This window comes from Paracoccus fontiphilus, from assembly GCF_017356265.1.
In the GTDB taxonomy this organism is placed as follows: domain Bacteria; phylum Pseudomonadota; class Alphaproteobacteria; order Rhodobacterales; family Rhodobacteraceae; genus Paracoccus; species Paracoccus fontiphilus.
In genome coordinates this window covers 45,269-62,475 of the sequence record NZ_JAFNAW010000010.1, presented here as the reverse complement: position 1 = coordinate 62,475, position 17,207 = coordinate 45,269, and the positions used below count along the sequence as shown (strand labels likewise).

At 66.7% G+C, this 17,207-nt stretch carries 18 protein-coding genes; 11 read left to right on the top strand and 7 right to left on the bottom strand.

Translation table 11 applies throughout. The features are described 5' to 3' along the window. Positions 1 to 75 precede the first annotated feature (75 nt). From J0F76_RS05830 to J0F76_RS05820, 3 genes are all read left to right on the top strand, one after another. Positions 76 to 513: a universal stress protein gene (locus tag J0F76_RS05830; protein ID WP_207466758.1), complete on the top strand. Its 438-nt coding sequence runs from the start codon at positions 76 to 78 to the stop codon at positions 511 to 513. 148 nt (positions 514 to 661) lie between these two features. After that, positions 662 to 2,338, top strand: a complete 1,677-nt coding sequence (locus J0F76_RS05825) for a cytochrome c oxidase subunit I (protein ID WP_207466756.1) — start codon at positions 662 to 664, stop codon at positions 2,336 to 2,338. Further along, on the top strand, positions 2,338 to 2,832 hold the full coding sequence (locus J0F76_RS05820; RefSeq protein ID WP_207466754.1) for a DUF2244 domain-containing protein: 495 nt from the start codon (positions 2,338 to 2,340) through the stop codon (positions 2,830 to 2,832). The genes J0F76_RS05825 and J0F76_RS05820 overlap by 1 nt, the downstream gene beginning before the upstream one ends. On the opposite strand, the gene J0F76_RS05815 is transcribed toward J0F76_RS05820, so the two are convergent. Continuing rightward, positions 2,833 to 3,021 (bottom strand): DUF3008 family protein, encoded by a 189-nt coding sequence (locus J0F76_RS05815; RefSeq protein ID WP_207466752.1) that lies wholly within the window; start codon positions 3,019 to 3,021, stop codon positions 2,833 to 2,835. Between the two features lie 38 nt (positions 3,022 to 3,059). Beyond that, a complete protein-coding gene (locus tag J0F76_RS05810) occupies positions 3,060 to 3,521 on the bottom strand; it encodes a GatB/YqeY domain-containing protein (protein ID WP_207466750.1) in 462 nt (153 codons plus the stop codon). Positions 3,522 to 3,650: 129 nt separating this feature from the next. Between J0F76_RS05810 and carA the strand changes: the two genes are divergently transcribed. Together carA and J0F76_RS05800 are read left to right on the top strand one after the other, a co-directional pair. Continuing rightward, positions 3,651 to 4,805: a glutamine-hydrolyzing carbamoyl-phosphate synthase small subunit gene (carA, locus tag J0F76_RS05805; RefSeq protein ID WP_207466748.1), complete on the top strand. Its 1,155-nt coding sequence runs from the start codon at positions 3,651 to 3,653 to the stop codon at positions 4,803 to 4,805. A 54-nt stretch (positions 4,806 to 4,859) separates the two neighbouring features. Then, complete coding sequence (locus J0F76_RS05800) at positions 4,860 to 6,911, top strand: glycosyltransferase (RefSeq protein ID WP_207466739.1); 2,052 nt, start codon at positions 4,860 to 4,862, stop codon at positions 6,909 to 6,911. Here the strand turns inward: J0F76_RS05800 and J0F76_RS05795 are convergent. Continuing rightward, positions 6,908 to 9,712 carry a [protein-PII] uridylyltransferase family protein gene (locus J0F76_RS05795; protein ID WP_207466737.1) on the bottom strand — a complete coding sequence of 935 codons (2,805 nt, stop codon included), beginning with the start codon at positions 9,710 to 9,712 and terminating at the stop codon, positions 6,908 to 6,910. The two genes, J0F76_RS05800 and J0F76_RS05795, sit on opposite strands and share 4 nt — an antisense overlap. Before the next feature lie 277 nt (positions 9,713 to 9,989). Here J0F76_RS05795 and J0F76_RS05790 point away from each other — a divergent pair, with 277 nt between their 5' ends. The 3 genes from J0F76_RS05790 to ilvN all read left to right on the top strand — a co-directional run bounded on the left by J0F76_RS05790 (position 9,990) and on the right by ilvN (position 13,350). Further along, entirely contained in the window at positions 9,990 to 10,829 is an 840-nt protein-coding gene (locus J0F76_RS05790) for an arginyltransferase (RefSeq protein WP_207466735.1), read from the top strand. A 143-nt stretch (positions 10,830 to 10,972) separates the two neighbouring features. Continuing rightward, the gene (locus J0F76_RS05785) at positions 10,973 to 12,727 is read left to right on the top strand and encodes an acetolactate synthase 3 large subunit (RefSeq protein ID WP_207466733.1); all 1,755 of its coding nucleotides are present in this window, start codon (positions 10,973 to 10,975) and stop codon (positions 12,725 to 12,727) included. Positions 12,728 to 12,789: 62 nt separating this feature from the next. Next, the gene (gene ilvN / locus J0F76_RS05780) at positions 12,790 to 13,350 is read left to right on the top strand and encodes an acetolactate synthase small subunit (RefSeq protein ID WP_207466731.1); all 561 of its coding nucleotides are present in this window, start codon (positions 12,790 to 12,792) and stop codon (positions 13,348 to 13,350) included. Between the two features lie 3 nt (positions 13,351 to 13,353). Here the strand turns inward: ilvN and J0F76_RS05775 are convergent, their stop codons facing one another. Beyond that, complete coding sequence (locus J0F76_RS05775) at positions 13,354 to 13,605, bottom strand: hypothetical protein (protein ID WP_242690014.1); 252 nt, start codon at positions 13,603 to 13,605, stop codon at positions 13,354 to 13,356. Between the two features lie 396 nt (positions 13,606 to 14,001). After that, complete coding sequence (locus J0F76_RS05770) at positions 14,002 to 14,754, bottom strand: M48 family metallopeptidase (protein WP_207466721.1); 753 nt, start codon at positions 14,752 to 14,754, stop codon at positions 14,002 to 14,004. A 154-nt stretch (positions 14,755 to 14,908) separates the two neighbouring features. On the opposite strand from J0F76_RS05770, the gene J0F76_RS05765 reads away from it, so the two are divergent. The 3 genes from J0F76_RS05765 to J0F76_RS05755 are packed head-to-tail and all read left to right on the top strand — an operon-like array spanning position 14,909 to position 16,491. Continuing rightward, entirely contained in the window at positions 14,909 to 15,148 is a 240-nt protein-coding gene (locus J0F76_RS05765; protein WP_207466719.1) for a hypothetical protein, read from the top strand. Between the two features lie 57 nt (positions 15,149 to 15,205). Then, positions 15,206 to 15,778 (top strand): nitroreductase family protein, encoded by a 573-nt coding sequence (locus tag J0F76_RS05760; RefSeq protein ID WP_207466717.1) that lies wholly within the window; start codon positions 15,206 to 15,208, stop codon positions 15,776 to 15,778. Beyond that, positions 15,775 to 16,491 (top strand): EI24 domain-containing protein, encoded by a 717-nt coding sequence (locus J0F76_RS05755; protein WP_242690013.1) that lies wholly within the window; start codon positions 15,775 to 15,777, stop codon positions 16,489 to 16,491. The genes J0F76_RS05760 and J0F76_RS05755 overlap by 4 nt, the downstream gene beginning before the upstream one ends. On the opposite strand, the gene J0F76_RS05750 is transcribed toward J0F76_RS05755, so the two are convergent. Together J0F76_RS05750 and mce are read right to left on the bottom strand one after the other, a co-directional pair. Then, entirely contained in the window at positions 16,448 to 16,717 is a 270-nt protein-coding gene (locus J0F76_RS05750) for a DUF1467 family protein (RefSeq protein ID WP_207466715.1), read from the bottom strand. The two genes, J0F76_RS05755 and J0F76_RS05750, sit on opposite strands and share 44 nt — an antisense overlap. Beyond that, a complete protein-coding gene (gene mce, locus J0F76_RS05745) occupies positions 16,717 to 17,121 on the bottom strand; it encodes a methylmalonyl-CoA epimerase (RefSeq protein ID WP_207466713.1) in 405 nt (134 codons plus the stop codon). Before mce ends, J0F76_RS05750 begins: the two co-directional genes overlap by 1 nt. Positions 17,122 to 17,207 lie beyond the last annotated feature (86 nt).

Below are 17,207 nucleotides of genomic sequence, written 5' to 3'. Positions count from 1 at the left end.
TCATTCTGCCCCGGCGCCGTTCGTGACAGCTTCGCCCATGCAACGGGGCCGATGCCCGCAATGTGTGGAGGAGTGATGTTCAAGCATATCCTGATCCCGACCGACGGGTCGGAACTGGCGACCCAGGCCGTGGACAAGGGCCTTGCCCTTGCTGGCGCGATCGGCGCCGAGGCGACGATCCTGATCGTGACCGAACCCTTCCGCATCCTCAGCAGCGACGCCATGCAGGTCGAAAGCACCCGCGCAAGCTATGATGCCGACGCCACCGCCCATGCCGAGCGGGTCCTGAAGGCCGCGCGCGACAAGGGGGCCGCCGCGGGCGTCACCGTCCAGACGCATCACAAGTGGCACGACAGCCCCTACGAGGCGATCATCGACACCGCCCTGGCCGAGGGCTGCGACCTGATCGCCATGGCATCGCACGGGCGCCGGGGGATGGCCGCGGTTGTCATGGGCAGCCAGGCCACCAAGATCCTGACCCATTCCAAGATCCCGGTGCTCGTCTACCGTTAGGCGCAACCTGCGCGGGCAGCATCCGCCACCAAAAGCTGCCGATCCGTCGTCCTTAGGGCATTGCCGGGTCGGCATGGCTGGTCTAGAACACACCCAAAGGAAATGCCGGTCTGCCGGACCGGATCACTATATCTGAGGGAGTTCGGGTATGGCAGACGCAGCCGTTCATGGCCACGACGACCATCACGACCAACGCGGGTTCTTCACCCGATGGTTCATGTCCACCAATCATAAGGACATCGGGATTCTGTACCTGTTCACCGCAGGGCTCGTGGGTCTGATCTCGGTCAGCTTCACCGTCTACATGCGGATGGAACTGCAAAGCCCCGGCGTGCAGTACATGTGCCTTGAAGGCGCCCGCTTCATCGCCGACGCGGCTGCCGAATGCACGCCCAACGGGCATCTGTGGAACGTGATGATCACCTATCACGGCGTCCTGATGATGTTCTTCGTCGTGATCCCCGCGCTGTTCGGCGGCTTCGGCAACTACTTCATGCCGCTGCACATCGGCGCCCCGGACATGAGCTTCCCGCGCCTGAACAACCTGTCCTACTGGATGTATGTCGCGGGCGTGGCGCTTGGCGTGGCCTCGCTGCTGGCGCCGGGCGGATCCGACCAGCTGGGCTCGGGCGTCGGCTGGGTCCTTTATCCGCCGCTGTCCACGACCGAGGCGGGCTATTCGATGGACCTGGCGATCTTCGCCGTCCACGTCTCGGGCGCGTCCTCGATCCTCGGCTCGATCAACATCATCACCACCTTCCTGAACATGCGCGCCCCCGGCATGACGCTGTTCAAGGTGCCGCTTTTCGCCTGGTCGGTCTTCATCACCGCCTGGCTGATCCTGCTGGCCCTGCCGGTCCTGGCCGGCGCCATCACCATGCTGCTGATGGACCGCAACTTCGGGACGAACTTCTTCAACCCGGCCGGCGGCGGCGACCCGGTGCTGTACCAGCACATCCTGTGGTTCTTCGGCCACCCGGAAGTGTACATCATCATCCTGCCGGGCTTCGGCATCATCAGCCACGTGATTTCCACCTTCGCCAAGAAGCCGATCTTCGGCTACCTGCCGATGGTGCTGGCGATGGCCGCGATCGGCGTGCTGGGCTTCGTCGTCTGGGCGCACCATATGTACACCGCCGGCATGTCGCTGACCCAGCAGAGCTACTTCATGCTGGCCACCATGACCATCGCCGTGCCCACGGGCATCAAGGTGTTCTCGTGGATCGCGACGATGTGGGGCGGCTCGGTCGAGTTCAAGACGCCGATGCTCTGGGCCTTCGGCTTCCTGTTCCTGTTCACCGTCGGCGGCGTGACCGGCGTTGTGCTGTCGCAGGCGCCGCTGGACCGCGTTTACCATGACACCTACTATGTCGTGGCGCACTTCCACTATGTGATGTCGCTGGGCGCGGTCTTCGGGATCTTCGCGGGCGTCTACTACTGGATCGGCAAGATGTCGGGCCGCCAGTATCCGGAATGGGCGGGCAAGCTGCACTTCTGGATGATGTTCATCGGCGCGAACCTGACCTTCTTCCCGCAGCACTTCCTGGGTCGCCAGGGGATGCCGCGCCGCTACATCGACTATCCGGTCGAATACGCCTATTGGAACTACATCAGCTCGCTGGGCGCCTACCTGTCCTTCGCCTCGTTCCTGTTCTTCATCGGCGTGGTGTTCTACACCCTGTTCGCCGGCAAGCGCGTGACCGAGAACAACTACTGGAACGTCCACGCGGACACGCTGGAATGGACCCTCACCTCGCCCCCGCCGGAGCATACCTTCGAGCAGCTTCCCAAGCGCGAGGACTGGGACCACGCCCGCGCGCACTGATGCCCTATGAATGGAACGATACGGCCCCGGATCACACCGGGGCCGTTTCATATCGGCTGAGGCTCTGGCCCTATCAGTCGCTGCCCCGCAAGGGCTTCGTCTGGTTCATCGGCCTGACGGCGGGCTTCATGGCGCTGCCGGTGGTGGCGATGCTGGGCACATCCGTGCTGTGGGGCCTGCTGCCCTTCGTGCTGCTGGTCATCGGCGGCGTCTGGTACGCGATCCAGCACAGCTATCGCCGGGGCACGACCTTCGAGGAACTGACGCTCGACCGCGACCGGGTCCTGATCCTGCGACACGACCCGGGCCGCCCCATGCGCGAATGGTCCACCAACAGCTATTGGCTGCGCCCCGCCCTGCGCAAAGGCCCGGTCGAGTCCTACCTGACCCTGACCGACGGCAATCGAGAGATCGAGCTGGGCGTCTTCCTGACACCCGAGGAACGCCGCGCGCTGCACGATGACCTTGTGCGGCGGCTCGCCAGCCTGCGCTAGTCAGCCCTTGCCGACATGCTCGGGCTTGCCCTTGCGGCTGGACCCGGCCAATTCCTCAAGCTGCCGCTCGTCCATGCTGTCATGCATGTCCTTCGAGGCGCCCTTCAGATCCTTGACCTTCGTGTCGCCGCGCTTGGCCGACAGGGCGGCGCCGGCGGCTTTCTGCTGTGCTTTCGACTTGGCGGGCATGATCGTCACCTCCTGCCCACCAACGCCCTGCCGCCGGATCAGTTCAGCAGCCGCGCCTTGACCATCGGCCCCACGGCGCCGAAGTCCGTCTGGCCCGCGTGGCGGTCGCGCAGCTCGGCCATGACGCGGCCCATGTCGCGGATGCCGGTGGCGCCAAGCGCGCCTATGGCGGCGTCGATGGCGGCGGCGGTTTCCGCCTCGGTCAGTTGCCGGGGCAGGAATTCCTGGATGACGCCGATCTCGGCTTCTTCCTTCTGGGCCAGTTCCAGCCGCCCGCCTTCTTCATAGGCCTTGGCGGATTCCTGGCGCTGCTTGACCATCTTCGACAGGATGGCGATCAGGTCTGCGTCGCCCAGCGTGCCGTCCCCGTCGCCGACTCTCGCCGCGATCTCGCGATCCTTGATGGCGGCGCCGATCAGGCGCAGCGTGGACAGCCGGGCGCTGTCCTTGGCTTTCATGGCTTCCTTCGTGGCGGCTTGCAGCGTGGCTCGCAGGTCCATTGGCGTCTCCTGGGCGCGAAAGCCTGCGACTTAGGACAGCGGACCGACCAAATCAAGACGGGCCTTGTCCTTGACCTTGCCGCCCCTCGCCCTTATTCACCGGCAGATTTCAGACAAAGGGTGCTTGCTATGGCCAACAAACCGACCGCCTGCCTTGCGCTTGCCGACGGGACCGTCTTCTACGGCCAGGGTTTCGGCGCCCCCGGAGAGGTCGTGGCCGAGTTGGTCTTCAACACCGCGATGACCGGCTATCAGGAGATCATGACCGATCCCTCCTATGCCAGCCAGATCGTCACCTTCACCTTTCCGCATATCGGCAACACCGGCATCACGCCCGAAGACGACGAGGCCCCCGACCCGGTCGCCAGCGGCATCGTGGTCCGCTGGGACCCCACCGAGCCGTCGAACTGGCGCGCGGCGGGCGACCTGTCCGACTGGATGGCGCGGCGCGGCCGCATCGGCATCGGCGGCGTCGATACCCGCCGCCTGACCCGCGCGATCCGCCAGCAGGGCGCGCCGCACGTGGTGCTGGCCCATGACCCCGACGGCAACTTCGACATCGCCGCCATGGTCGCCAAGGCACGCGGCTGGACCGGCCTCGTCGGCCTGGATCTGGCCCGCGACGTGACCTGCCGGCAAAGCTATCGCTGGGACCAGGGGGCCTGGGAATGGGGCAAGGGTTTCGGAACCTCGCCCGAACAGAAGCCCTTCAAGGTCGTGGCCTTGGATTACGGCGCGAAACGCAACATCCTGCGCTCGCTGGTGGCCTTCGGCGCCGACGTGACCGTGCTGCCCGCCACCGCCACGGCCGAGGAGGTCCTGGCGCACCAGCCCGAGGGCGTGTTCCTGTCGAACGGTCCCGGCGATCCGGCGGCGACCGGCGAATATGCCGTGCCGATGATCCAGAACCTGCTGGACCGCGACATGCCGATCTTCGGCATCTGCCTGGGCCACCAGATGCTGGCGCTGGCGCTTGGCGCGAAGACCGTGAAGATGGGCCACGGCCATCACGGGGCGAACCATCCGGTGCGCGACACGGAAACCGGCAAGGTCGAGATCACGTCCATGAACCACGGCTTCGCGGTGGACAGCCAGTCCCTGCCCGCAGGCGTGATCGAGACCCATGTCAGCCTGTTCGACGGCAGCAACTGCGGCATCCGCGTCGCGGACAAGCCGGTCTTTTCCGTGCAATACCACCCCGAGGCCGCGCCGGGGCCGCAGGACAGCCTGTATCTGTTCCAGCGCTTCGCCGACGCGATGCGCAACCGCCGGTCGGGGACTTAACCGCTTCTTAACGGCTTCCATGCCACCCATGGGCGATCCAGAAGGGAATCGCCCATGGCCAGTCCGCACCCCGCAGCCGTCCTGCCCGCCGACGCCGCCGCGCCGACCTTGGCGCCGCGCAACCAGGCGCCTTTGGGCCAACTGCTGCTGGAAGACGGCGCCGTCGATCCCGGCAACCTGCTGAAGGCCAGCGTGATGCGCGGGCGGCAGGAAAGCCGTCTGGGGCAAATCCTGCTGTCCCAAGGCTGGGTCACGCCCGAAGCGCTGTTGCGCGCCCTGACCCGGCAATGGCGCACGACCGCGCTCGATCCGGCCAAGACGCCCGGCGACCCGCGCCTGATCGATGCCTTGGGCGCCGAGTTCTGCCTTGCCAATGCGATCCTGCCTTGGCGCCGCATCGGCGGCGTCACCTGGATCGCCACCGCCCGCCCCGAGGCTTTTGCCGCCTTGATCCCGTCCTTCCCCGCCAGCTTCGGCCAGGTCCGGATGCTTCTGTGCAGCGAGGATCAGGTCCAGGCCGCCATTCTTGCCGTGCGCCGCATCGCCATGATCCGCCAGGCCGAGATGCGCGTTCCCGCCGTCGAAAGCTGCCGCTCGCGGAACGAGGCGCGCACCGGCCGCATCGCCTTGGGCGCGATGGCGGTTCTGGCGCTTGGACTGTGGTTCGCGCCCGTGATGATCCTGTCGGTCCTGACCCTGTGGGCCACCGCGTCCTTGCTGGCGCAAAGCGGGCTGAAGCTGCTGGCCTTCCTGTCCAGCCGGCGCATCCTGGCCGAGCAGGGCGCCCTGGCCAAGGATCTGGCCCGGGGCCGGGCCAAGCAGGCCGAGATGACCGGGCCGCTGCCCGTGATCTCGGTCATGGTGCCGCTGTTTCGGGAAAGCGACGTCGCGGGCAAGCTGGTGGGCCGCCTGTCGCGCCTGGATTACCCGCGCGAATTGACCGACATCCTGCTGGTGATCGAGGCCAGCGACCAGGTCACGCGCAACGCCCTGCAAGGCGCCCGCCTGCCCGGCTGGATTCGCGTGGTCGAGGTTCCGAACGGCCCCGTTCAGACCAAGCCGCGCGCACTGAACTATGCCCTGAACTTCTGCCGGGGCAATATCATCGGCGTCTGGGATGCCGAGGACCGGCCCGACCCCGACCAGTTGCACACCGTCGCGCGCCGTTTCCACTTTGCGCCCGCCGACGTGGCCTGCCTGCAGGGCGCGCTGGATTTCTATAATCCCCGCACCAACTGGCTGGCGCGCTGCTTCACCATCGAATACGCCGCCTGGTTCCGGGTGATCCTGCCCGGCATCGCGCGCCTCGGCCTGGTGGTACCCTTGGGCGGCACCACCCTGTTCTTCCGCCGCGACGCGCTGGAACAGGTCGGCGCCTGGGACGCCTGGAACGTGACCGAGGACGCCGACCTTGGCGTGCGGCTGGCCCGTCGCGGCTGGCGGACCGAGATCATCGACACCACCACCGACGAGGAGGCGAACTGCCGCGCCCTGCCCTGGGTCAAGCAACGGTCACGCTGGCTGAAGGGCTACGCGATGACCTGGGGCGTCCACATGCGTAACCCGCGCGCCCTGTGGCGCGAGCTTGGCCCCCGGCGCTTCATCGGCTTCCAGATCCAGTTCCTGGGCAGCCTGTCGCAATACCTGCTGGCCCCCATCCTGTGGAGCTTCTGGCTGCTGAGCCTCGGCCTGCCGCATCCCCTGCGCGAGCCCCTGGCCGGGGTCTGGGGCGGCTATGCCATTCCGGCGCTGTTCGGCACCTTTGTCGCCTCGGAACTGCTCAGCATCGGGGTGGGCATGTGGGCCGTGCGGGCCGACAAGCATCGCCACCTGATGTATTGGGTGCCCAGCCTGCACCTGTATTTCCCGCTGGGCTGCCTTGCCGGCTGGAAGGCGATCTACGAGGTGGTCGTGAAGCCCTTCTACTGGGACAAGACCGCGCACGGGATCTATGACGCCGTCGATGTCGCGACCGCAACGCCCGAAGGCACGGTCCAGGTGCCCTTGCTGGGCTCCATCGGCGACCGCAGGACGGATCGGGCGCCGGCCGCCGAACCGGCGACCGGGTCCGAGCCCCTGGCAACGCCCATCCGGAAAAGCGCCTAGGCCGGCGCGACGCTTGCCTCGGCGGTCAGGGCCGCGTCGATCAATCCGGCAGATTCGGCGCAGGCCGCGCGCAGGCGCTCCTCCAGTTCGGGGATCGAGCCTACTCCGCTTTCGCGCAGCAGGAACTCCTGACCGCCCAGACCGATCTCATCCAGGTTCAAGGGCTTGGCGGTCAGCAGGCGCCCCGAGGCGTGAAGCCGCCACAGAAGCCGCCAGATCGACGCCAGCCGGTCGGCATCCGCCGTCGTGATCAGGCCCGCGCGCCGCCCGGCCCGCAACTGCGCAAGGGTGCCCCGCGCCGGATCGCCGGCCCGCAGCGCCAGCGACTGCGCCAGCAAGTCGATGTCCTGGAGACGGCCGGGGCCGATCTTGGCTTCCCACCGTCCGTCGATGGGCTTGGCGGTGAAGATCCGTTCGCGCATGTCGGCCAGGTCGGGCATCACCCGCGGATCGGTGCCGCGCCGGCGCAGCACCGCAAGGCGCAGCGCCTCGATATCCTCGGCCAGCCGCCCGGCGCCCTCGCCTGCCACGGCCACCACGCGAGCGCGGGTCAGGGCCAGATGCTCCCAGGTCCAGGCCTCGGTCATCTGGTAGCTTTCGAAGCTTTGGATGGCGGTCGCCACGGGCCCCTGACGCCCCGAGGGACGCAGGCGCATGTCCACCTCGAAAAGGCGGCCTTCCGCCGTGGGGGCCGAGACGGCGGTGATCAGCGCCTGCGTCAGCCGCGAATAATAGGGCCGCGCCGCCAGGGGACGCGGCCCGTCCGAGCCTTCCGCCCCCTGGGCATCATAGATCACGATCAGGTCCAGGTCCGATCCGGCGTTCAGCGTGCGCGCGCCCAGCGATCCCATGCCCAGCACCACCGCGCCCCGTCCCGGCGGCGTGCCATGCTTGCGCGCGAAATCGGCCAAAGTCACGGGAACCAGCGCCGCGATGCAGGCGTCGGCGATGTCGGCGTACTGGACCGCCGCCTCGTCCGCGTCGATCAGCCCGCGCAGGTGGTGAACGCCGACGCGGAAATGCCATTCATGCGCCCAGCGGCGGGCGGCATCCAGGGCGGCCTCGTATCCGCCCCCCGGCCCCGTCAGTGCCGATTGAAGCATCTGCTCCGCTTCCGTGCGCAACCCTTGCGCGCCGGGCCAGGGCGAGAAGAAGCTGCCCCCCAGCACGGCGTCAAGGACCGCCGAATGGCGCGACAGATAGGCCGCAAGGCCCGGCGCGCTGCCGCAGATGTCGACCAGAAGGTCGATCAACTGGGGATTGGCCTCGAACAGCGAGAAGATCTGCACGCCGGCGGGCAGGCCCGACAGGAAGCCGTCGAATCGGCCAAGCGCCTCGGCCGGGTGGCCGGTGCGGGCCATGCGCGACAGAAGCTGCGGCTCGACCCGCTTGAAGATCTGCTGCGCGCGGAGCGACCGAAGCGCAGGATAGGCGTGCCAGCGGTCGATGATCGCCTGCGATTCCGCCGAGATCGAGGGCCGCTGGACGATTTCTCCGGGGGCGAAGAAGGTTTCGGTAAGCTCGTGCACATGCTCCAGCCGCGTGCGCAGGCGGGCCGACCAGGCGTCGGGGTCATCCTTTCCCATCATCGCGGCGATGAGGGCAATGCCGGACCTGTCCTTGGGCAGGCAGTGGGTCTGGGCGTCGTTGACCATCTGGATGCGATGCTCGATGTCGCGGTGTTCGCGATAGTGGTCGGTCAGGTGCTGCGCCACGTCCGCGGGAATCCAGCCCTTTGCCGCCAGTGCCGCAAGCCCGCCCACGGTGTCGCGCTGGCGCAGGCCGGGGTCGCGCCCGCCCGCGATCAGTTGGCGCGTCTGGGTGAAGAACTCGATCTCCCGGATGCCGCCCCGGCCCAGCTTCATGTTGTGGCTTGGAATCTCCAGCCGCCCGCCCAGGCCCTTGTGGTCGCGGATGCGCAGGCGCATGTCGTGCGCGTCCTGGATGGCGGCGAAATCCAGGTGCTTGCGCCAGACGAAGGGCCGCAGCTCGCGCAGGAAGCGCTCGCCCGCCGCGACATCGCCCGCCGCCGCGCGGGCCTTGATGAAGGCGGCGCGTTCCCAGGTCCGCCCTTCGGCCTCGTAATAGGCCAGCGCCGCCGCGGTCGAGATACAGACCGGCGTGACCGAGGCATCGGGCCGCAGCCGCAGGTCGGTGCGGAAGACATAGCCATGCGCCGTGACCTCGGACAGCAGGGCGGTCATCTTGCGCGTGGCCCGGATCAGGGCGGCCCGCGCCTCTTGCTGGTCCGCCTCGGCATAGGCGGTTTCATCGAACAGGACGATCAGGTCGATGTCGGAGCTGTAGTTCAGCTCTCGCGCGCCGCCCTTGCCCATCGCCAGGGCGAACAGGCCGCCGCATTCGGCGTCGCTGGGCGGCAGCTTGCCGCGTCGGCGTTCCTGCGCGACATGGGCGCGCAAGGCCAGATCGACCGCCCGGTCGGCAAGGTCGGACAGCACGGCCGTGACCTGCTCCAGCGGCCAGACGCCGCCCAGGTCGGCCAGTGCGGTGTAAAGCGCAACGCGGCGCTTGGCCCGGCGCAGGGCGATGGCCAGATCCTCGGCACCCAGGTCCTCGAAGCCCGCCGTTTCCCGCGCGACCACGTCGTCGTGGCCTAGGGCGCCGGGCAGCCACTCGGCTTCCTGCTGCAAGAGACCTGCCAGATAGGGGCTGCATCCCGCCGCGCCGCCGACAAGGGCGGCCAGGGACGGGTCCAGCGCAGGGAGCAGGGAAAGGACATGCTGCGCCCGGTCCGGGTCGGCGGCAAGGGGATGGCGGGTGATGCGGGCTGCGAAATCCATGCGCCGCATGGTTAGCCAAAGCCCCCGCCACGTCAATCTGAGCCCGTCAATCTGAGCCCGTCAATCTGAGCCCGTCAATCTGGGCCCATCAATCCGGGCCTGTCGATCCGGGCCGCCGGCGCCGGGTGCAGCGGCAGTTCGGCCTTTAACTCTTTCCCCGCTTGGCGTGTCACGCTTTCATTGTTAGGCTTTCGGCCAAATCCACAGTTGGGCAGACGGATCCTTTTCGGCGCATGATCAGTTCTGGAACGACAAACCGCCACAAGGGCCGCCGTTGATGCGCCATACCCTTCCCCATGCGCCGCAGTTCTATGTCACGGCTCCGCAGCCGTGCCCCTATCTGCATGGCCGGGCGGAACGCAAGCTGTTCACAGCGCTGCATGGCGACAACGCGTCCGACCTGAACAACGCCCTGTCCCGGCAGGGCTTCCGCCGGTCCCAGAATGTGCTGTACCGCCCCAGTTGCGAAAGCTGCGTCGCCTGCATGTCGGCGCGGATCCGCGTGGCGGATTTCCAGCCGTCGCGCACGCAGCGCCGTCTGCTGCGGCGCAACGCGGGCCTGCGGCGCCTTGCCACCAGCGCCTGGGCGACCGAGGAGCAGTTCGAACTGTTCCGCCGCTACCTCGACAGCCGCCATGCCGATGGCGGGATGGCCGACATGGACATCTTCGAATTCGCCGCGATGATCGAGGAAACGCCGGTCAAGACCCGCGTCATCGAATACCGTTGCAGCGCCGACCGGCCGGAACGGCTGGCGCCCGGCGACGACTTCCTGGCCGCCGTCTGCCTGACCGACGTGCTGGATGACGGCCTCAGCCTTGTCTACAGCTTCTACCATCCGATCCTGCAACCGGCCAGCCTGGGAACCTACCTGATCCTGGATCATATCGAGATCGCGCGCGCCGCGAAGCTGCCCTTCATCTACCTGGGCTATTGGGTGCCCGGCAGCCGCAAGATGGACTACAAGGCCAAGTTCTCGGCCCTGGAAATCTACAAGGGCGGCGTCTGGCAGAACATCGGCGACCCGCAGGATCACTCGAACGAGGCCCATCCCCTGTCGGTCGATCCGATCGTGGAACAGGTCGCCCGCATCGCCCTGCCGCAGTTCGATCGCTGAAATAGGCGAAAGAAAATTACAAATTTTGCGTGATTGGCGCCATTTTATCCGCGCCAGCCCATTGACCCCGCCCTGCCGTCTCCATAGTTTGCGCCGACGCGCGGGCGGGCTGCCTGCGTCGTCTTGATCTGATGGAGGAAGGCATGTCCCGAATGATGACGGGTGCAAGAATGGTTGTCGAAGCGCTGCGCGATCAGGGCGTCGACACGGTATTCGGCTATCCGGGCGGGGCGGTACTACCCATCTATGACGAGCTGTTCCAGCAGAACGACATCACCCACGTCCTGGTGCGCCACGAACAGGGCGCCGTCCACATGGCCGAGGGCTATGCCCGGTCCACGGGCAAGCCGGGGGTTGTCATCGTCACCTCGGGTCCTGGTGCCACGAATGCGGTGACCGGGCTGACCGACGCGCTGCTGGATTCGATTCCGCTGGTCGTGCTGTCGGGCCAGGTGCCGACCTTCATGATCGGCACCGACGGCTTCCAGGAAGCCGACACGGTCGGCATCACGCGTCCCTGCACCAAGCACAACTGGCTGGTCAAGGACACGGGCAAGCTGGCCGAGACGATCCACAAGGCGTTCCAGGTCGCCACCTCGGGGCGTCCGGGGCCGGTCCTGGTCGATATCCCGAAGGACGTGCAGTTCGCGACCGACGCCTATGTCGGCCCCAAGCAGGTCGATCCCGGCCGCTATCAGCCGGTCCGCAAGGGCGACATCAACGCGATCACGCGTCTGGTCGAGTTGATGGAGGGGGCCGAGCGTCCGATCCTTTATACCGGCGGCGGCGTCATCAACTCGGGTCCGGGGGCAAGCCAGCTTCTGCGCGAACTGGCCGAGGCTACGGGCTTTCCCGTCACCTCGACCCTGATGGGGCTTGGCGCCTATCCGGCGTCCGGCCGGAACTGGCTGGGGATGCTGGGGATGCACGGCCTTTACGAGGCCAACCTGGCGATGCACGGCTGCGACCTGATGATCAACATCGGCGCGCGCTTCGACGACCGCATCACCGGGCGCGTGGCGGATTTCAGCCCCCATTCGATCAAGGCGCATATCGACATCGACCCGTCCTCGATCAACAAGGTCATCCATGTCGACATTCCCATTGTCGGCGACGTGGGCCATGTGCTGGAGGATCTGCTGAAGGTCTGGAAGTCGCGCGGCCGCAAGGTGAACAGCCCGGCGCTTGCCCAGTGGTGGCAGCAGATCGAGGGCTGGAAAGCCAAGAACTGCCTTGGTTATCGGAACAGCGACACGCTGATCAAGCCGCAATACGCGCTGGAACGGCTGGAGGCGCTGACCAAGGGCCGCGACCGCTACATCACGACCGAAGTGGGCCAGCACCAGATGTGGGCCGCGCAATACCTGCATTTCGAGGGGCCGAACCGCTGGATGACCTCGGGCGGGCTGGGGACCATGGGCTATGGCCTGCCCGCCAGCATCGGCGTGCAGATGGCCCACCCGGATGCCCTGGTCATCAACGTCGCGGGCGATGCAAGCTGGCTGATGAACATGCAGGAGATGGGCACCGCGGTGCAGTTCCGCCTGCCGGTCAAGCAGTTCATCCTGAACAACGAACGGCTGGGCATGGTCCGCCAGTGGCAGCAGCTTCTGCATGGCGAACGCTACAGCCAAAGCTGGTCGGACAGCCTGCCCGACTTCGTCAAGCTGGCCGAGGCCTTTGGCTGCAAGGGCGCGGTGGTCAAGGACCCCGGGGATCTGGACGCGGCGATCCAGGCGATGCTGGACTATGACGGGCCGTTCATCCTGGATGTCCTGGTCGAGAAGCACGAGAACTGCTTCCCGATGATCCCCTCGGGCAAGCCGCACAATGAAATGCTGCTGGGCGAGGCCGCAACTTTCGGCGTGATCGAATCCGAAGGCGCCGTGCTGGTCTGATCGTCGGTGGGGGCGCTGCCCCCACACCCCCGGGATATTTGTGCCAAGATGAAGGCAAAACCATGAACGCTTTGAACATCCAGAAGGGCGCGTCCAGCCATTCGGCCTATGACCTGCGCGATCCGAACGCCCAGCTTGAGGAAAGCCATACCCTTGCCGTCCTGGTCGAGAACGAGCCGGGCGTCCTGGCCCGCGTGATCGGGCTGTTCTCGGGGCGCGGCTACAACATCGACAGCCTGACCGTGGCCGAGGTGGATCACACCGGCCACCGCTCGCGCATCACCCTGGTCACGCGCGGGACGCCTGCCGTCATTGCGCAGGTCAAGACGCAGCTTGGACGGATCGTGCCGGTGCACGAGGTCCATGACCTGACCGTCGAGGGTCCGGCCGTGGAACGGGAACTGGGCCTGTTCAAGGTTCGCGGCCAGGGCGAAAAGCGGGTCGAGGCCCTGCGCATCGCCGAGATCTTCCGCGCCAACGTGGTCGATTCGACGCTGGAAAGCTTTGTCTTCGAACTGGTCGGCACTCCGTCGAAGCTGGACGCCTTCGCGGACCTGATGCGTCCCCTGGGGCTTGCCGATCTGGCGCGGACGGGCGTTGCCGCGCTGTCGCGCGGCGTCTGACGGTCAGCGGGCGACCGAGGCCAGGGACGACTCGGCCTCGCCCGCGATCCGGTCCTGCATGTCGGGGGACGGGTTGCAGGCCACGAGGCGCAGATGCGGGCCCGATGGAATGCTGGCGCGCAGCATCTCGGGAAGGCCGGAATATTCCTGTTCGGACAACAGCGTGACGCGTCGGGCGTTACGCAGGGAGCCGACGACCTCGCTGTCCAGTTCGACCAGATCGCCCGGCTGCGGCCACCATGCGGCATTAACCATGTTTTCGCGGCCTTGGAGATAGGCCAAGGCTGCATGATCCTCGCACCAGATCACGGCCTTTTCGCGAACAACGCAACTCCACACAACGACGCCGATCATTCCGCATCTCCAAGCGGACGCCGTCGAGCGTCACGCGAACCATCAACCCACAGACATTTAATGTACGTGGTAAATACGACATAAGCAGAAATTCGCCACCCGGTCAGCATTTTTTTACACGCACATGCAGAAGCACGTTTACTGCGGTTGTATTGCAATACTTCGCTGCATTGCATCCGAAAATTTTGTGTAAATTTAAATAACTCGGTCGCATCGGCGGAATCAGGCCCGTTTTCAATGCTGCAAACAGGTCACGTGCCGTGACAATTCCGTTGCCGCGATGAGGAATTGGCTTGGCTAGCGAATGCGGCCGCTGCGCACGTCGTCCACCGCGCGGCGGACCTGCTCCAGCCGGGCGGCGCGCGCGGGGTGCGTTCCTAGGATGTGATCGCCCGGGTCGGGTATCCGCTGGAAGAACTGCGATCCCTTGATCGGATCGAATCCGGCATTCAGCGTCATCACCGCGCCCAAATAATCCGCCTGCAATTCCCAGTCTCGCGAGTAATAGCGCGACCCCACCGAGGCACCGATTCGCTGTGCCGTCTCGATAGCTTCCTGGTTGTTGCCGTAGACCGAGGCGATGCTGCCCAGGATCACCGCCCCTGCCGCCGCGGCGCCGGCCTTCTGGTCCAGGTGATTCAGCACATGGTGGCTTGCCTCATGGCCGACCACAAAGGCGAGTTCGTCGCCATTGTAGGCCTGCGCGATCAGCGACAGCGTGAAGCCGATGATCGGACGGCCGGCGGGGTCGATGGTCTGGAAGGCGTTCGCCTCTTGCCCGGGGCGGTCGTCCACAACGAACTGGAAGTCGCAGTTGATCGGCTGGGTGCGGCGCTGCAGGCATTCGCGTTCGACGGCGGGCTCCATCCGGCGCATGACGCCCACGAACATCCGGGCGGCGGATTGCGGGCTGCCGTCGTTGGTCAGGGACGGCGCGGGCTGGGGGGCGGCAGCGGGACCGGACGGCAGCGGCGCCTGTTCCGGCGGCAGGGGGGCGCAAGCCGCCAAGCCAAGAAGACCCGCACCCAGGATTGCCGCGACCTGCTTCATTGCTGTCCCCTGCCCATGCCGCATCTTGGCCCCGACGCGGTCGCTGCCTTGTTCCGGTCCGATCTTATCCTGTCGTGAAAAGGCGCGCAAACCCCACAGGCTTGCCCATCCCGGCACATCACGCGAATGTCGGCACAAACCGAGGGAGTTTGCGATGTTCACCATCGAGCATGATTTCGACGCCACCGTCATCACCCTGATCGACGAGGCGGACCCCGACACCGGCCCCTTGAACGAGGACGTGGTGATCCTGTCCTTCGACGACCGCGTGGTGCTTGAACAGGTGGGTCCCGATGACGAGGTGGTGCGCATCACCCTGTCGATGCACCAGCTGACCGAGCTGCGCCTGGCGCTGAACCTGCCCGAGGGGAACTATCGCATCGACAGGGGCTAGGCCGATCGCTTGCACGGGACACCGCTTTCGGAAAGAACGGGCGGGAAGGAGACTGCCATGACCTATCGCAACGATGCCGCGCTGGACTTCCTGGCGACCCGCCGGTCCCATCCGCCCAGGATGCTGCGCGCGCCCGCCCCTGACCGGGCCGAGATCCTGCGCCTGCTGACCCTTGCCGCGCGGACCCCCGACCACGGCAAGCTGGAGCCCTGGCGCTTCATCGTGCTGGAGCGCGCGGCGCTTGACCGGCTGGCGCCGATCCTGCGCGACCAGGTGCTGGCTTCGGGCCAGGATCAGGCGGTGGCGGACAAGGCGGCATCGGCCTTCGAATCGCCGGTGATCGTGGCGGTCGTCTCGGCCCCGGTCGCCAGCGACAAGGTTCCGGGATGGGAACAGTTCCTGTCTGCGGGCGCGGTCTGCCTGGGGCTGGTCAACGCGGCGCTCGCCTCGGGCTGGGGCGCGGCCTGGCTGACGGGACCGGCGGTGCTGGATGAAACCTTTGGCCGCACCCATCTGGGCCTGTCCGAGCAAGAGCGGATCGTCGGCCTGGTCCACCTGGGCAGCCGCGGGGAAACGCCGCCGGAACGGCCACGCCCGGATGTCGCGGCCAAGACAAGCTGGCTGGAATGATCGTCTTTCGCGCGCTGCTGCTGGGCTGGCTGGATCTGCTGCGCCCGCGCATCCTGACGCTGGCGCTGACGGGCGTGGCGCTGACAATCCTTTTGTTCGTGGCGCTGCAATCCGCGCTGTTCTGGGCGGTCCGCAGCCTTGTCCCCGGCGACCTGTCGCTGCCCTGGATCGGTACGCTGGATGTCGGATCGGCCCTTTCCTGGGGGTCGCTGGCGCTGTTCCCGCTGATGGGTTTTTTCCTGATGGCGCCGGTCGCCGCTGGCTTTGCCGGGCTGTTCGCCGAGCGTGTCGCCGACGTGGTCGAGGAGATGCACTATCCCACCCGGCGCGGCACCTCGCTGGACTTCCTGGACGGGCTGCTGGAATCGGTCGCTGTCGTGCTGGCGGTCCTGGCCGTCGCGATCCTGTCGCTGTTCCTGACTCCCGTCCTGGGTCCGCTGGCGCCCTTGCTGCTGTTTGCCGCGAATGGCTGGCTTCTGGGGCGCGAGTTCTTCCAGATGGCCGCGCGCCGTCACATGGACGAACCACAGGCCACCGCCCTGCGCAAGGCCAATGCGGGCCGGGTGACGCTGGCGGGCGTGCTGGTTGCCGTGGCCCTGGTCATTCCGGTCGTGAACATCGCCGTGCCCCTGCTGGCGGCGGCGGCCTTCACGCATCTGTTCCACCTGCTCAGCGGATCAGCCGGTCAAGGTTCGCGATATCCGCGCGGGTAACGAAGCCGCCCAGGATGACCGAGGCGATGACGGCCCAGATCAGCGCCGTGACGGCGGTCGTCCAGATCAGCTTGCGCTTCCAGCGCAGGTCGGCGGGGGCGCCGGCGGGGGTGCCGGGCACGATGGCGCCCGCGTCCTGCTGGCTGCGCTGACCGATCAGGACGACGATGAACAGCGTCAGGAACCACAGCACGGCGAACAGGACGATGCCTCCGGTCAGGTTCATCAGACTTGCTCCAGTTCGATCAGGCAGCCGTTGAAGTCCTTGGGATGCAGGAACAGCACGGGCTTGCCATGGGCACCGATCTTCGGTTCCCCATTGCCCAGGACGCGCGCGCCCTCGGCCTGCAGGCGGTCGCGGGCGGCTAGGATGTCGTCCACCTCGAAGCACATGTGATGGATCCCGCCCGAGGGGTTCTTGTCCAGGAAGCCCTTGATGGGGCTGTCCTCGCCCAAGGGATGCAGCAGTTCGACCTTGGTGTTCGGCAGGTCGATGAAGACCACCGTCACGCCATGATCGGGTTCGTCCTGCGGCGCCCCGACCTTTGCGCCCAGGGTGCCGGCATATTGCGCCGAGGCTGCAGCCAGGTCGGGAACCGCGATGGCGACGTGGTTCAGGCGTCCGATCATCATTTCCTCCGTTTGCCATGCTTCTAGGGCCTTCGCCGGGGCGGCGAAAGGAAAACCCTGCGGCGTTAACCGCTTCTTAGCGAATC

What these genes read in the sequence shown, in the direction of transcription:
- J0F76_RS05810 (WP_207466750.1), bottom strand. Translation starts at nt 3,521, where the DNA reads ATGGACCTGCGAGCCACGCTGCAAGCCGCCACGAAGGAAGCCATGAAA.
- J0F76_RS05790 (WP_207466735.1), top strand. Translation starts at nt 9,990, where the DNA reads ATGCGCCATACCCTTCCCCATGCGCCGCAGTTCTATGTCACGGCTCCG.
- J0F76_RS05755 (WP_242690013.1), top strand. Translation starts at nt 15,775, where the DNA reads ATGATCGTCTTTCGCGCGCTGCTGCTGGGCTGGCTGGATCTGCTGCGC.
- J0F76_RS05770 (WP_207466721.1), bottom strand. Translation starts at nt 14,754, where the DNA reads ATGAAGCAGGTCGCGGCAATCCTGGGTGCGGGTCTTCTTGGCTTGGCG.
- ilvN (WP_207466731.1), top strand. Translation starts at nt 12,790, where the DNA reads ATGAACGCTTTGAACATCCAGAAGGGCGCGTCCAGCCATTCGGCCTAT.
- J0F76_RS05795 (WP_207466737.1), bottom strand. Translation starts at nt 9,712, where the DNA reads ATGGATTTCGCAGCCCGCATCACCCGCCATCCCCTTGCCGCCGACCCG.
- carA (WP_207466748.1), top strand. Translation starts at nt 3,651, where the DNA reads ATGGCCAACAAACCGACCGCCTGCCTTGCGCTTGCCGACGGGACCGTC.
- J0F76_RS05815 (WP_207466752.1), bottom strand. Translation starts at nt 3,021, where the DNA reads ATGCCCGCCAAGTCGAAAGCACAGCAGAAAGCCGCCGGCGCCGCCCTG.
- J0F76_RS05820 (WP_207466754.1), top strand. Translation starts at nt 2,338, where the DNA reads ATGCCCTATGAATGGAACGATACGGCCCCGGATCACACCGGGGCCGTT.
- mce (WP_207466713.1), bottom strand. Translation starts at nt 17,121, where the DNA reads ATGATCGGACGCCTGAACCACGTCGCCATCGCGGTTCCCGACCTGGCT.
- J0F76_RS05765 (WP_207466719.1), top strand. Translation starts at nt 14,909, where the DNA reads ATGTTCACCATCGAGCATGATTTCGACGCCACCGTCATCACCCTGATC.
- J0F76_RS05760 (WP_207466717.1), top strand. Translation starts at nt 15,206, where the DNA reads ATGACCTATCGCAACGATGCCGCGCTGGACTTCCTGGCGACCCGCCGG.
- J0F76_RS05825 (WP_207466756.1), top strand. Translation starts at nt 662, where the DNA reads ATGGCAGACGCAGCCGTTCATGGCCACGACGACCATCACGACCAACGC.
- J0F76_RS05750 (WP_207466715.1), bottom strand. Translation starts at nt 16,717, where the DNA reads ATGAACCTGACCGGAGGCATCGTCCTGTTCGCCGTGCTGTGGTTCCTG.
- J0F76_RS05775 (WP_242690014.1), bottom strand. Translation starts at nt 13,605, where the DNA reads ATGGTTAATGCCGCATGGTGGCCGCAGCCGGGCGATCTGGTCGAACTG.
- J0F76_RS05785 (WP_207466733.1), top strand. Translation starts at nt 10,973, where the DNA reads ATGTCCCGAATGATGACGGGTGCAAGAATGGTTGTCGAAGCGCTGCGC.
- J0F76_RS05800 (WP_207466739.1), top strand. Translation starts at nt 4,860, where the DNA reads ATGGCCAGTCCGCACCCCGCAGCCGTCCTGCCCGCCGACGCCGCCGCG.
- J0F76_RS05830 (WP_207466758.1), top strand. Translation starts at nt 76, where the DNA reads ATGTTCAAGCATATCCTGATCCCGACCGACGGGTCGGAACTGGCGACC.